At 71.8% G+C, this 13,802-nt stretch carries 10 protein-coding genes; 4 read left to right on the forward strand and 6 right to left on the reverse strand.

Annotated elements, in window-relative coordinates; genetic code table 11:
* Window position 1: 1 nt before the first annotated feature.
* From paaC to paaE, 3 genes are read left to right on the forward strand one after another with little or no spacing between them, the layout of a single operon-like run.
* A complete protein-coding gene (gene paaC, locus ACFU9P_RS00810; protein ID WP_384076759.1) occupies window positions 2–865 on the forward strand; it encodes a 1,2-phenylacetyl-CoA epoxidase subunit PaaC in 864 nt (287 codons plus the stop codon).
* Window positions 859–1,383, forward strand: coding sequence for a 1,2-phenylacetyl-CoA epoxidase subunit PaaD (gene paaD / locus ACFU9P_RS00815; RefSeq protein WP_384076761.1), 525 nt, complete (start codon window positions 859–861; stop codon window positions 1,381–1,383). The genes paaC and paaD overlap by 7 nt, the downstream gene beginning before the upstream one ends.
* Complete coding sequence (paaE, locus tag ACFU9P_RS00820; RefSeq protein ID WP_384076764.1) at window positions 1,383–2,537, forward strand: 1,2-phenylacetyl-CoA epoxidase subunit PaaE; 1,155 nt, start codon at window positions 1,383–1,385, stop codon at window positions 2,535–2,537. Before paaD ends, paaE begins: the two co-directional genes overlap by 1 nt.
* A gap of 38 nt (window positions 2,538–2,575) precedes the next feature.
* Here the strand turns inward: paaE and ACFU9P_RS00825 are convergent, their stop codons facing one another.
* From ACFU9P_RS00825 to ACFU9P_RS00840, 4 genes are all read right to left on the reverse strand, one after another.
* Entirely contained in the window at window positions 2,576–3,871 is a 1,296-nt protein-coding gene (locus tag ACFU9P_RS00825) for an SUKH-4 family immunity protein (protein WP_384076766.1), read from the reverse strand.
* Window positions 3,872–4,144: 273 nt separating this feature from the next.
* Window positions 4,145–4,528, reverse strand: coding sequence for an MmcQ/YjbR family DNA-binding protein (locus tag ACFU9P_RS00830; protein WP_384076769.1), 384 nt, complete (start codon window positions 4,526–4,528; stop codon window positions 4,145–4,147).
* A gap of 46 nt (window positions 4,529–4,574) precedes the next feature.
* A complete protein-coding gene (locus ACFU9P_RS00835) occupies window positions 4,575–5,084 on the reverse strand; it encodes a hypothetical protein (protein WP_376385513.1) in 510 nt (169 codons plus the stop codon).
* A gap of 138 nt (window positions 5,085–5,222) precedes the next feature.
* Window positions 5,223–6,491, reverse strand: a complete 1,269-nt coding sequence (locus ACFU9P_RS00840; RefSeq protein WP_384076771.1) for an ATP-binding protein — start codon at window positions 6,489–6,491, stop codon at window positions 5,223–5,225.
* Window positions 6,492–6,738: 247 nt separating this feature from the next.
* Here ACFU9P_RS00840 and ACFU9P_RS00845 point away from each other — a divergent pair, with 247 nt between their 5' ends.
* Window positions 6,739–8,046 carry a nucleotidyl transferase AbiEii/AbiGii toxin family protein gene (locus ACFU9P_RS00845; RefSeq protein WP_384076774.1) on the forward strand — a complete coding sequence of 436 codons (1,308 nt, stop codon included), beginning with the start codon at window positions 6,739–6,741 and terminating at the stop codon, window positions 8,044–8,046.
* 57 nt (window positions 8,047–8,103) lie between these two features.
* Here the strand turns inward: ACFU9P_RS00845 and ACFU9P_RS00850 are convergent, their stop codons facing one another.
* Together ACFU9P_RS00850 and bglX are read right to left on the reverse strand one after the other, a co-directional pair.
* Window positions 8,104–11,322 carry an alpha-L-rhamnosidase gene (locus ACFU9P_RS00850; protein WP_384076777.1) on the reverse strand — a complete coding sequence of 1,073 codons (3,219 nt, stop codon included), beginning with the start codon at window positions 11,320–11,322 and terminating at the stop codon, window positions 8,104–8,106.
* A 122-nt stretch (window positions 11,323–11,444) separates the two neighbouring features.
* Entirely contained in the window at window positions 11,445–13,631 is a 2,187-nt protein-coding gene (gene bglX / locus ACFU9P_RS00855) for a beta-glucosidase BglX (protein WP_384076779.1), read from the reverse strand.
* Window positions 13,632–13,802 lie beyond the last annotated feature (171 nt).

The following is a 13,802-nucleotide window of genomic DNA, read 5'->3' on the forward strand; positions in this document are numbered from 1 at the left end:
CATGAGCGACGACCACGTCTATCTGTCCCTGGCCGAGGGACACGACGACAGCGATGCCCGATGGGCGTTCGGCACCGGCTTCGAGGATCCGCTGCACGGTGTGGACACAGCCGTGCCGGACGGTGTCGACGCGCGCGAGCTGGCCGCGCGCTGTCTGGCGCTCGCCGACGACGCGCTGGTGAGCGCGCAGCGCCTCGCCGAGTGGTGCACCCTTGCCCCGGAGCTGGAGGAGGAGGTGGCGCTGGCCAATATCGGGCTCGACCTCCTGGGCCAGGCCCGGCTGCTCTACGCACGGGTGGGACAGGTGGACGGCACCGGGCGCGGCGAGGACGCGTACGCCTACTTCCGGGACGCCGGCGACTTCCGCAATGTACGCCTCGCCGAACTGCCCAATGGCAACTTCGCGTTCTCGATCGTGCGGCTGCTCATGCTGTCCTGCTGGCGGCTGGCGCTGTTCGGGCGGCTCGCGTCCGCCGCGCCGGATCCGGTGCTGGCGGCCGTCGCGGCCAAGGGGGTCAACGAGCTTGCGTACCACCGCCAGTTCGCCGCCGACTGGACCCTGCGGCTGGGGGACGGTACGGACGAGTCGCACCGCAGAGCGACCGCGGCGCTGCACGAGATCGCCCCGTACGTCGGTGAACTCCTCGCCGCGGAGCCCGGGTTCGGGATCGACGCGGGGGCCGTACGGGACGAGGTGACGGAGGTGCTGGGCCAGGTCCTCGACGCCGCGGGGCTCACGCTCCCGGCGGAGGGTCCCCATCCCCTCGGCGGCAGTGGCCGGGAGGGGGATCACACCGCTCATCTGGCGCCCCTGCTGGCCGAGTTGCAGAGCGTGGCGCGTGCCCATCCGGAGGCGACGTGGTGACCACCGAGACCTCTGATCTTGTGGCGCGACGGGCCCGGCGGGTCGCGGAGCGGGTCGCCGATCCCGAGCTGCCCATGCTCACGCTGGCCGATCTGGGTGTGCTGCGCGGTGTCGAGGTCGGGGCGGACGGTACGGTCGTCGCGCGGCTGACGCCCACCTACTCGGGCTGCCCGGCGATGGCCGAGATGCGCGCCGATGTGGCGGCGGGGCTGCGGGAGGCCGGATTCGAGCGGGTGGAGATCCGCACCGAGCTGGATCCTCCCTGGACCACCGACTGGATCACCCCGGCGGGCCGCCGGAAGCTGGCCGAGCACGGCATCGCACCGCCCGGCGCGGTCCGCAGGCATCCCGCCGGGCCGGTCCCGCTGGAGCTGTCGGTCACCCGGCGGGCGGTGACCTGCCCACGCTGCGGCTCGGCCGACACCGAGGAGACCTCGCGCTTCGCCTCCACCTCCTGCAAGGCGCTGTGGCGCTGCCGCGGCTGTCTGGAACCGTTCGAATACGTCAAGGAGATCTGATGGGCCCGACCACCGCCGGGAAGACCGGCCGGGCGGCCACGGCCGCCCCGGACCCCGACCCCGGTGTGTCCGGGACCGCCGGAGGCACGCGCCGCAGGCCGGTGTTCCACCGGCTGCGGGTGGCCTCGGTCGAGCCGCTGTGCGAGGACGCCGCCGCGATCGCCTTCGACATCCCCGCCGGACTGGCCGGGGAGTTCACGCACCGGGCCGGCCAGACGCTGACACTGCGCCGGGAGACCGAGGGCCGGGACGAGCGCCGCTCGTACTCCATCTGCTCCCCCGAGGGCACGCCCCCGCGCATCGGTGTCCGTGTGGTGCCCGGAGGGCTCTTCTCCTCCTGGCTGGTGCATGACGTACGCCCCGGGGACACGGTCGAGGTGATGGCGCCCACCGGCTCCTTCACCCCCGACCTCACCACGCCGGGCCACCATGTCCTGATCGCGGCGGGCTCCGGCATCACACCGATGCTGTCGATCGCCGAGTCGGTGCTCGCCGCCGACGACGGCTCGCAGGTGACGCTCTTCTACGGGAACCGGCGCACGGCCACCGTGATGTTCGCCGACGAACTGGCCGACCTGAAGGACCTCTACCCGACCCGCCTCCAGCTCGGGCATGTGCTGTCCCGCGAGCCACGCGAGGCGGATCTGCTCTCCGGCCGCCTCGACGCCGAGCGGCTCACCGCGCTCATCGACGGGCTGGTGGATGTGGCGGGGACGGACCACTGGTGGCTGTGCGGCCCGCATCTGATGGTCCAGGAGGCGCAGCGGCTGCTCGCCGCGCTGGATGTCCCGGCCGGGCGGGTGCACCGGGAGCTGTTCTACGCCGACGACCAGCCGGTACGGTCGGTCCGCCACGAGGACGCGGTGGCAACGGGTCCGGTCAGCCAGGTCACCATCACCCTCGACGGCCGTTCCACCACCGCCCCGCTCCCGCGCGGCACGTCCATCCTCGACGCCGCCCAGCGCACCCGCCCGGATCTCCCGTTCGCCTGCAAGGGCGGAGTCTGCGGCACCTGCCGTGCCCGCATCACGCAGGGCGAGGGCGACATGCGCCGCAACTTCGCGCTGGAGGAGTCCGAGGTGGCCGAGGGCTATGTCCTGACCTGCCAGACCTACCCCGTCTCCGAGACCCTGACGGTCGACTTCGACAGCTAGGCCCTGTCCGGTGGCCTCCCAGGGACGGGGAGAGCCGCTCAGGCGTAGAGGCCGCCGCCAGCCTCGTCGGGGAAGACCTCCGGCCAGTACTGCCAGATGTCGCCCTCGTCGCCGGAGCGGGCGACGGGGTCGACGGCGGCGAGGACGGCGGTGGCCGTGGCGGCCAGGTTGGGGTAGTCGTCGGTGATCCGGTGCTCGCGGTCGAAGGCCCTCACGCGGGCGATCAGCCACTGGGTGAACGCGAGCGTGGAGACATCGGCGTTGACGGACTGGAGCAGGGCGTCCGGGATGAACCAGCCCCGCACCCGGCCGGTCGCGCCGTCGATGACCAGGTCGGTGTCCTCCACGAGATAGCCGATACGGATCAGCCCCTCGGCCCCCGGCGCCGGTTCGCCGGCCGTTCCGTCGTCGCCGCCGTCCTCGCCGTCCGCCCGATGCTCGTCGGCCAGTGTCACCAGCGGACCCTCGTCCAGGGACACCCAGCCGGACTCGCGGACCAGTCCCGTGTCGCGGAGGAAGGCGCGCGTGGGCTCATGGGTGAGGGCCTCGGGCAGGTCCTCGTCGGTGAATCTCACCACCGCGTCGGCGCCGTACTCCTTCTCCAGCAGCCCCTCGGGCAGGGCGAGCGCGAGCCCGTCCCCGCCGCCCGGCGCGGCGATCCGGGACAGCGGGCTCAGAAGGAAGGACAGCCGCCAGAAGGGGGACACTTCCATGTCCCCGTGCTCGGTGCCGAGCAACGCCGGGTCGTGGTCCCGTATCAGACCGAGCAGCGTCTCGGTCGACTCGGCCACGGCCTCGGGACCGTACCGCCCCGCGGACTCCTCGAAGATCTCGCGGCCGGTGCGCAGCCACGCGAGGGCGAGCGCGAAGAACGTGAAGGAGTACAGGCCGGAGGCGAGCAGCCGGCTGTCCGACGGGTCGTCGAGGGCGTGGATTCGGCCGGTGCGGCCGTCCAGCACGATGTACTCCTCGTACGAGTCGTGCTCATCGTCCTCGTCATCCTCGGCGTACTCGGCTAGTTCTTCGTGCCGCCCCTCCGCCGCGAACCTGCCGAGCACCACGAACTCCCCGGTGTCCTCGGTCTCCTCGTCGTCCGGGAACAGGTCGGACACCTGGCGCGCGCCGCCCTCGGGCTCCGGGGTGAGCCGGAGGAGCCCCGCCCGGCGCATCAGTCCGGTGCCGGTGAGGAAGGCCCGCGTCGGCTCGTGCGTGATCGCCGGATGCAGGCGCTCCGGATCCACCCGTACCACCTGGTCCGCCCCGAAGGCCTCGTCCAGCAGGCGCGCCAGCCGCTCCACGCCCGCCCCCGTCCCGACTGCCTGACCCTCAGTCATGATCCGCCGCTCCGCTTCCGCCGCCCCTCAGTGACGCGGGCGAGCATACGACGACGGATTTCCCGGCGTGTCGGCGGTTCCCGTGCCCATGCGCGTCCGCGAGGGGCTATAGTGATCTCAGATCGCGGGTACAAATCCCGCCGTCAGCACCGTCTGACGTGGTTGAGCTGGCGTTGTCGAGTGAAGCTGACGAAGTCGAGCAGTGTTACGCCCCCTCCGGTGGAGGGGGCGTTCTTGCTGTGTGCCTTTGTCACGCCCGCCGCGCACTGCCCGTCAGACGCGGGGGTCCGTGCGAACCCGCAGGTCGGGGTACGCCTCCAGCAGACGGTCCGGCGCGGCCTGCTGCCAGGAGTCCACGAGGATGTCGCGCAGCTCCTCCAGATCCTCCAGCGCGCCGAGCCGTACCCGTACCCACGCGGAACTCGCCTCGTGCGGCGGCACCCAGAACTTCTCCGGCTCCGCCGCGATCAGCTCCGTACGCTCATGCCTGGGGCACCGTACGGCGAACGATGTCTGATCGTCCGGAACCGTGATGAACATCTTCCCGGCGACACGGAAGGTGGGCATGCTCCACGCTTCCTTCTCCACGGTCTCGGGGAGCGCCAGCGCTATCCGGCGGACGTCGTCGGCATCAATATCGGTATCGATCGCGGTCACGGGCACCATGGTAGGACGGCAGGCCGGGCGGGTCAGGCCCCGGCTGTCAGGCCCTGGCCTTGAAGTATGTGACATCCCAGTGGTTGTGCTCGTTGGCGTAGACGTTCCCCGCCGGGGACTTGTACATCCTGGCGCCGTCGCCTCGCTTGCCGGCGTACTTGAATGTGCCGGTGATGTAGGAGTCGAGGCACCTGGCGACGGGCTTGCTCCGGGACATGTCGACCTTGTAGCCGTTGCGATGGCTGTACGTACCGGCCGCGTGGCCCCTCTCGGTGCCGCCGGTGATGACCACCTTGCAGCGGCTCGCCCTCTTGAAGGCGATCGCTCCGGCGACGGTCGCCTTGTTGATGTTGGTGAACGAGGTGCAGGTGCTCTGGTTCCAGTTCGTACAGCCACCGCTGGACACCGAGGTGATGCCCGCTCTCTTGAACTCGGCCGCCGCGTCGCTGTGTCTGGCCCACTTCGCCGGCGCGGCGTCGGACACGCCCGCCGTGAGCAGGACCGAGCCGATCAGCGCGGCCGTACCGAGGACGGACAGGGGTCCGGTGATCTTCATGAGCGCTCTCCTTCGCGTACCACTCGTTCTCGTACCACTGGGACGCGACGATTCTGACAATGGCTCATGCCTCAGGCATATCCCTCGAAAGGGGGACCGGCGCGATAAAGGTGCGAGGGCGGGAGGCTCGGGGAGGGCTCAGGTCCGGCCGTAGCGGATGGTGTGGTCCGCGAACTCCAGGGCCATGTCATTGGTGACGGTGGGGCGGGTGCGGCGGATGGTGCGGAGATAGTCCTCGGTGGTGGGCATGGCCCGCTCCCCACTGTCGAGGGTGCGCTCGAAGACGCTCTGGGCGACGGTACGGGCGGCCTGCTTGATGTCGGCGGGCGTGAATCCTTCGCTGGCGTCGGCGAGCATCTCGGTGTCGACCCGGGCCCCTGCCTTGGCTATGTAGCTGGACCACAGGGCCTTGCGGGCTTCGTGGTCGGGCGGGCCGACCGGCAGGACGTAGTCGAAGCGGCCGTGGCGCAGAAAGGCGGGGTCGAGCGCGGCGACCGTGTTGGTGGCGCAGATGAGCAGCCTGCCGTCGTGGTCGCGGAAGCGGACGATCGACTTGAGGAGTTCGTTGACCACTCCGACGGAGACCGGGTCGGCGAGATTGCGGGCGCCGGCGACCTCCTCCACCTCGTCGATGAAGACCAGTACGTGGTCGAGCTGGGCGATCTCGTCGAAGCGGCGGCCGAGTCCGTTGGCCAGTCCGTCCTCCAGTGCGAGCCGGGACGGGAAGAGTTCGACGAAGGGCCAGCCGAGCCGGCTGGCCACCGCGGCGGCGAAGGTGCTCTTGCCGGTGCCCGGCGGGCCGAACAGTACGACGGCCCTGGGCGGTTCGACGCCGTGCTGGTCGGCGAGTTCGGGGTTGGCCAGCGGCAGCACGAGGCGCCGTTCGATGAGCTGTTTCTCCTCGGCCATCCCGCTGAGCTTCTCCCAGAGCCCGGCCTCGGGGACGGTCGCGCCGAGCGAGGAGAGGACGGCGGAGTCCTGGGCGGTCACCGGCTGCGCCTTCTCGAAGTAGGTCAGGCCCCGGTGGGCGCGGAAACCGGAGTTGTCGAGCGCGGTGGCGCCGGTCTCCTCCTCGGGGAGGACCGCCGCCATGGTCTTGGCCCCGGCGCCCTGGAGGCGGTGCTCCAGGGCCGCGAGCAGGGCGGTGCCCAGGCCGAGGTTCCGCCAGGCCGGGTGCAGGCCGATCCGCAGCACCCAGGCCCGTTCACCGTCCACCCGGCCGACCGCCGCGCCCACGAGCTGGTCGTCGGCCAGGGCGACCACGCTGGGGTGCTGCGCCTGGAGCGCCGCGACGACCTCGGAGAGACCGAAGACCGGGGGCCGGTCGGTGGTGGCGCTGTCCCCGTCGAGGCGCACCACTGCTTCCAGATCGTCCGGGGCGAAGTCCCGTACGTGCCACACGGCCATGGGCCAGCCTCTACCTATCGCCTTCCTGGCCTTCCATCATCGGCCCTGCCTGCCGGAACCGCCTGTCCTGGCCGGAAAACCACCGTCTGTCAAGCGCTCGCTCCGCCGGGTGACGGGCTCGGCCCGATGCGGCGGGCCCGATATTCTCTGGCCACCGGTCGAGCGGGCTGCCAGTGTGATCCGTACACACCGGCACCGCACGCCGGCACCGCGCACCGCCGCCATCGACCACCCCGGGGCCTATCGCATGACGTCCTCCTCCGACGAGTCCGCTTCCTGGGCGCGGCTCTGGCGCGATTCGCCGACCGTGCCGCACGCCCCTCTCGACGAGGCGGCACGGCAGCGGTGGGATCTGCCGCGCACTCTGCTGCCGACACCGGCCGGGATGGACCGGCCCGCGGTCTTCGACCCCGCGCTGAAGCAGTTCGCCAACGCCTACCGGGCGGGAGAGCCCCGCTTCCCCGACGAGGAGACGGGCCGGGCCTGGCACCGGGCGCGCCGCACCGTACTGGACCTCGTGCTCGCGGCGATCGCCGAAGGCCCCTGGGCGGACCATCTCGTGCTGCGCGGCAGTGTGCTGATGGCCACCTGGTTCGGGGAGCGGGCCCGTGACCCGGGCGATCTGGACTTTGTCGTCGTACCGCGGGACTGGGCGATGGACGAGCCGCGTACGGCCGGGCTGTTCGAGGCGATCGCCCGGGACACGGCGGCTCTGGCCCGTACCCGGGGCGACCGGGTCGTGATCGACGCGGCCGGAATGGTGACCGAGGACATCTGGACCTACGAGCGCGTCCCCGGCCGCCGGATGCTGCTGCCGTGGTCGGCCCCCGGGATCCCCGGGGGTACGGTCCAACTCGACCTGGTCTTCAACGAGTTGCTGCCCGCGCCGGCCGAGCCGACCGAACTGCGGCCGCTCGGGGACGGTCCCGGTTGCCGTCTGCTCGCCGCCTCGCCCGGTCTTTCGCTGGCCTGGAAGCTGCTGTGGCTGGTCAGCGACGCGTATCCGCAGGGCAAGGACCTGTACGACGCGGTCCTGCTGGCCGAACACACGGCGCCGGAGTACGGGTTGGTGCGCGACGCGTTTGTGCTCGGCGGCTACGAGGGGCTGCGGCCCCCCGGGCGGTGGTGGCTGGAGCCGCTGTACGCGGAGGTCGGCTGGGAGCACTTCACCGCGGACCATCCGTGGATCGAGGGCAGTGCGCAAACGTATACGGACCGGCTGGGCCGGGCGCTGGAGCCGTTCCTCACGGTGGCGGAACCGGCCGGCGAGGGCATGTACAGCAGGTGGGCCCGGTGGCTGAGGCCGCTGGTGGAGGCCGCCGGTACGGCGTCACCGTCCGGGTCCGTGGCCGACCGGGCCGCCGCTCTGCGGCATTTCTCGGCGGGCGGTCTGGACGGTCTGGCGGCGGCCGTTGTGATCCTGCGGGAGCTGGCGGGTCCCGGGACTCTCGGCCCGGAGGAGGCGCTGACGGCGGTGCTGGCCGCCCCCGACGGCTGGCGCGGCTTCCGTGACCACCCCCAGTGGCACACCCGGGCCCTCGACCGGCTGTGCTGACGCCTGCCGGCCACCGCCCCGGGACCCGGACAGGACCCGGGGCGGTGGCCGGACCGCCTATGCGGTGGCGAATCGGTGGGTGCCGGAGCCGACGGTGAAGACGGCGCAGCCGTCGTCCATACGCTGGAACCGGGCGCGGCCATGGCTCACATCTCTCGCCGAGCGGGCCGGGATCCACACCTCAGCGGTGGTGTTGGCGGGCAGGGACACGGTGAGCCGGAAGCCGCCGGAGCCCGTCGTCCACTCCGTGCTGACCGGGCCGTACGGGGAGTCGAAGCGGGCCTGACACTCCGTCACCCCGCCCCCGGGGCGCGGCCGGACGACGATACGGCGGAAGCCGGGGGCGCCCGGTGCGATGCCCGCGATGTTGGCGTACATCCACTCGCCCACCGAGCCGTACGCGTAGTGGTTGAAGGAGTTCATACCGGCGTCCTGGAAGCCGCCGTCCGGTGTGATGGAGTCCCAGCGCTCCCACATCGTGGTGGCGCCCCGGTCGATCTGGTAGCCCCAGCTAGGGAAGGTCCGCTGGAGCAGCAGCCGGTGGGCGACGTCGGTGTGGCCGGTGGCGGTGAGTACGGGGAGCAGCCGCGGGGTGCCGAGGAAGCCCGTCGACAGATGCCAGTCCTTGGCCCTGATCAGTTCGACCAGCCGGTCCGCGGCGGGCCCGCGGTCGCCCTCGGCCAGCAGGTCCATCGAGAGGGCCAGCACATACGCGGTCTGGGTGTCGCCCTTCACCCGGCCGCCCCCGGAGACGTACGCCGTACGGAAGGCGTCGCGGACCGCGCCGAACAGGGTCCGGTACGGCGCCGGGTCCTTGCCCAGGGCCTCCGCCGCCCGCGCCACCAGATCGGCGCTGTGCGCGAAGTAGGCGGTGCCGATGACGTCCTTGGGTGTCTCGTCCGCGACATTGAGCCAGTCGCCGTAGCCTGCGGCGGGCCGCAGATATCCGGTGCTGTGCGTCTCCAGATGGGCGAGCCACTTCAGCATCGAGTCCCAGGACTCCTCCAGCACCCGCAGGTCTCCGTACGCCCGGTACAGCGCCCAAGGCACGGTGACTCCGGCGTCCCCCCACCCGGCCACGCCCGTGCCGATGCCGCCGAGGTGCGGTGCGACATCGGGGAAGGCGCCGTCGGGCGCCTGGTCGTCGCGCAGGTCCTGGAGCCATTTGGTGAGGAAGCGCGCGGACTCCATGACATAGGCGGCGGTCGGGGCGAACACATTGATGTCGCCGGTCCAGCCGAGCCGTTCGTCGCGTGCGGGGGTGTCGGTGGGTATGGAGACGAAGTTGCCGCGCTGGCCCCAAGTGATGTTGCGGTGAAGCTGGTTGAGCATCGGGACATCGGTGGTGAAGTCCATGGTGAAGGGCGCGGACGTATGGATGACCCGCCCCACGACGGCGTCGAGCGGCGGCCTGCCCGGATAGCCCGTCACCTCGACATAGCGGAATCCGTGGAAGGTGAAGCGCGGCTCGTACGTCTCCGTACCGCTGCCCTTGAGGGTGTACGTGTCGGTGGCGCGTGCGGTGCGCAGATTGGCGGTGTACAGGGTGCCGTCGGGGTTGAGGACCTCGGCGTGGCGCAGCCGTACGGTCGTACCGGCGGGTCCGGAGACGGTCAGCCGGGCCGCGCCGACCATGTTCTGGCCGAGGTCGAAGACAAAGACACCGGGCGCCGGCTCGGTCACCGTACGGGCAGGCAACTCCCGCTCCATGCGCGAGGGGCCGCCGGCCTCGGCCACGACTTCCGCGGTGACACCGTCGACGGCTTCGGCCGCGGCCCACTCCGAGTCGTCGAAACCGGCGTGCGTCCAGCCGTCGGTCTCCAGCCGGGCGTCGTACTCCTCGCCGGCCATCAGATCGGCGTGGGTGACCGGTCCTGTCGCGGCGCGCCAGCCGGTGCCGGAGAGCACCCGCTCGGTCGAGCCGTCGGTGTAGGTGACCTCCAACTGGGCGAGCAGGGCGGGCCGTTCGCCGTACTGGTGCGGTCCGAACCAGGCGATGTTCCCGGCGTACCAGCCGGCCGCGACCGTGGCCGCGAGCGCGTTGGCGCCGGGCTTGAGCAGCGCTGTCACGTCGTACGTCTGGTACTGGACGCGCCGGCGGTAGTCGGTCCAGCCGGGTGCGAGCCGGTCCTCGGAGACGCGCTCGCCGTTGAGGTGTGCCTCGTACAGGCCGAGTGCGGTGGAGTACAGGCGTGCCCGGGCCACGGGCCGGTTCCGGAGCCGGAATTCATGGCGGAGCTGGGCGGCGGGGAAGTACGAGGCCTGTACGCGGCCCCAGGGCCCGGAGCCCCAGGGGGCGAGGGTCCGCGCGGCGGGCCAGGCGCTGTCGTCGTAACCGGTGGACCGCCAGTCGCCGGACGGCTCCCGGTCGGTGACGCGCCAGCCCGGGCCGGTGGCGACCGTACGGACGCCGTCGGCGGTGGTCAGTTCCAGCACACCGAGGAGACCGGCGGGCCCGGCCGAGGCGTTGGTGGCGGAGACGGCGATCACCTGGGCGCCGGGCGCCAGTCGGCCCGTCAGGTCGACGACGGCGGGGCGCCGCCAGTTCTCGGCGGGGCCGTCCTCGTCGGCGTGCGCGACCTGGGCGCCGTTCACATACGCGGTGTAGCCGTCGTCCGCCGTCATGACCAGACGGGCGCGGGTGACACCCGGCGGAATATCGGCATGGCCGCGGAACCAGCGGGTCGCGGCCGGGGCGCTGCTCGCCGGATCGCCCTCGGGGAACCAGATCCAGGACGCGCCGTCCAGCGCCGGTGCGCCGATGAGTGCGGCGGGGGCGCCGATCCAGTGCGCCGACCAGTCCGAGGGATCGGTGAGTCCGGACTCCCACCAGGACGGTTCGCTCCACTCGGAGGCCCGTCCCTCGGTGTCCCAGACACGTACCGACCAGTGGTAGCGCGTACGGGACTTCAGCGGCGGGCCCGCGTACGGGACGAGGACCGACTCGCCCGAGGCAACTCTGCCGCTGTCCCAGACATCGGGCCTGGCGAGGCGGCGCGGGTCGGTGGCGACCCGGAGCTGGTACGCGCTCTGCGTATGGCCGGGGCGGTCGGACGCCAGAGGCCAACTGAGCCTGGGGCATGGGGTGTCGAGGCCCAGCGGGTTACTGACGTATTCGACGGTCGGCCGGCCCGCGGGCGCGGCTTTCAGTGCGCCCGGTGCGGCGGGTGTGGCCGGGCTCCCGTCCGCGGCCCTCGCCGCCGGTACGGTTCCGGCGGCGAGGGCTGTCCCGAGGGCGGTGGCGGTGGTGCTGAGCAGTCGTCTTCTGCTGATCACACTCGGCTCCGTTACGACTCGGCTCGATGAATCGTTTCACTTCCGCGAAACTGGAACGGAAGCTAGAGAGCCCTGTGCATCGCGTCAAGGGTCTGCGTCGAGTGCGATTGAAACCTTTCAGCTCAGACGACGGTCAGCGTCCGCTTCTGCTCGGCTCGGGCGCTGTTGCCCGCGTAGATGTGGAAGTCGCCCGGTTCGACCGTGAAGCGCGGCTCGGTCGTGCCCTCCCAGAATCCGAGGTCCTCGGCGCCGAGTGGGAAGCGGACGGTGGTGGACTCGCCCGGGGCGAGGGTCACGCGCCGGAAGCCGCGCAGCCTGCGGACCGGCTGCACCTGGGTGGCCACCACATCGTGCACGTAGAGCTGGACCACCTCGTCGCCCGCGCGGTCACCGGTGTTGCGTACGGTCACCGCCGCCTCGACGGTGGCGCCCTCGCGCAGCGCGCCGGCCTCGATCCGGTCGGTGCTCAGGCTCGGCGCGCCCACACTGAAGGTGGTGTAGCTCAGGCCGTGGCCGAAGACGAACCGCGGGCCTTCGTCGACGTCCAGATACCGGGAGACATACTTCTCGTCGGGGTGTTCGGGCCGGTAGGGGCGTCCGGTGTTCTCGTGGTTGTAGTAGACGGGGACCTGTCCTGCCGTACGCGGGAAGGTCACCGGCAGCTTGCCGCCCGGGTTGACCGCGCCGAAGAGCACATCCGCGATCGCGTGTCCGGCTTCGATGCCCGGGTGCCAGGCCTCCAGTACGGCGGGCGCCGAGTCGAGCCACTCATCGGTGGTCAGGGGGCGGCCGTTGACGAGGACGACCACGAAGGGTCGCCCGGTGGCGGCGACGGCCGCGACGAGGTCCCGCTGCGCGCCGGGCAGCGCGAGGTCGGCGCGGGTGGCGGCCTCGCCGGTGATGGCGGCCGGTTCGCCCACCACCACAACCGTCAGGTCGGCGTCCTGGGCAAGGGCGACGGCCTCCGGGATCCCGCCGGTGTCGTCCCCCTCCGCCGCCACTCCCCGGGCGTGGGTCACCCGGGCGGTGGGCGCCGCCGCGCGCACGGCGTCGAGCACGGTGACCGCGGGGAAGTCGGCGGCTCCGGGCGCGATCCACGTACCCAGCAGATCGGTGGAGTCCGCGAACGGGCCGACGACCGCGAGCGATCCGGTCCCCGGGTCGAGCGGCAGCACTCCCCCGTCGTTCTTCAGCAGGACCATGCAGCGGGCCGCGGTCTCCCGGGCCGCCGCACGCGCCGCGCCGGTCGGCCCGGTGACCGCGGCGTCCTCGTCCACGTACGGCCGGTCGAAGAGCCCGAGCCGGAACTTGAGCCGCAGGATCCGGGCGACCGCGTCGTCCAGCCGCTTCTCGCTGATGAGTCCCTCCGCGAGCAACCGCGGTCCGTGGTCGGCGAGATGGGTGGAGACCATCTCCATGTCGACCCCGGCGTTGAGGGACAGCCGGCCGGCGTCCGCGCCGTCGGCGGCGAAGCCGTGCGCGATCAGCTCGTGGACACCGGTCCAGTCGCTGACGACGAACCCGTCGAAGCCCCACTCCTCCTTGAGGACGGCGGTCAGGGTGTGCGGGTTGGCGTGCGCCGGGACGCCGCTGATGGTGTTGAACGCCGCCATCACCGTGGCCACGCCCGCGTCGACGGCGGCCTTGAACGGCGGCAGATAGAGATTGCGCAGCCGTGCCTCGGAGACATCGACGGTGTTGTAGTCGCGCCCGCCCTCGGCTCCCCCGTATGCGGCGAAGTGCTTGGCGCAGGCGGCGAGCCGGTCGGGGGCGGCGAGGTCGTCGCCCTGGTAGGCACGCACCTTGGCCGCTGCGAACAGGGCGTTGAGATACGGGTCTTCGCCCCCGCTCTCCGCGATCCGCCCCCAGCGCGGCTCATGGGTGACGTCCATCATGGGCGCGAAGGTCCAGTGCAGTCCGTTGGAGCGCGCCTCCCGGGCCGACACCTCCGCGTCCCGCGCCGCCACCCCGGGGTCGAAGCTCGCGGCCTGGGCGAGAGGGATCGGGAAGGTCGTCCAGTAGCCGTGGATGATGTCGAGGCCGAACAGCAGCGGAATGCCGAGCCGGGACTCCTCGACGGCGATGCGCTGGAGGTAGTTGGTGTGCTGAGGGCCTGCAACATTGAGGACGGAGCCGAGCAGCCCGCGCCGCGCCGCGGTCTCCACCTCGTGGGTCTGCCCCTCGCCGGGCCCGGTGTCGCCGGTCCAGGAGAGCTGCTGAAGCTGGCCGAGCTTCTCCTCGGCCGTCATGCGGCCGAGGAGGTCCTCGATCTCGGATGCGTACGGTGCCGTGGTGGTGGCGCCGGTCATGGGAGCGCTCCCTCGTACGGGTGGATTCGGGACATGGCCGCTTCCCCGGGCCGTGGTGGGTCCGGGGAAGCGGAGCCGGTGGATCATACGGGAGAAGCGCCCGGTGGCAGCAGAGGGCCTTTGCTCGGAGCGTCCTCGCTCAGGGGGTCTTCACGCTCCGGGTCTTCACAC

Source organism: Streptomyces sp. NPDC057617 (assembly GCF_042800555.1).
Classification (GTDB): domain Bacteria; phylum Actinomycetota; class Actinomycetes; order Streptomycetales; family Streptomycetaceae; genus Streptomyces.

Coding starts and splice junctions, on each gene's coding strand:
- ACFU9P_RS00835 (WP_376385513.1), bottom strand. CDS start 5,084: ATGAAGATCACCGGACCCCTGTCCGTCCTCGGTACGGCCGCGCTGATC.
- paaE (WP_384076764.1), top strand. CDS start 1,383: ATGGGCCCGACCACCGCCGGGAAGACCGGCCGGGCGGCCACGGCCGCC.
- ACFU9P_RS00825 (WP_384076766.1), bottom strand. CDS start 3,871: ATGACTGAGGGTCAGGCAGTCGGGACGGGGGCGGGCGTGGAGCGGCTG.
- paaC (WP_384076759.1), top strand. CDS start 2: ATGAGCGACGACCACGTCTATCTGTCCCTGGCCGAGGGACACGACGAC.
- bglX (WP_384076779.1), bottom strand. CDS start 13,631: ATGACCGGCGCCACCACCACGGCACCGTACGCATCCGAGATCGAGGAC.
- ACFU9P_RS00845 (WP_384076774.1), top strand. CDS start 6,739: ATGACGTCCTCCTCCGACGAGTCCGCTTCCTGGGCGCGGCTCTGGCGC.
- ACFU9P_RS00840 (WP_384076771.1), bottom strand. CDS start 6,491: ATGGCCGTGTGGCACGTACGGGACTTCGCCCCGGACGATCTGGAAGCA.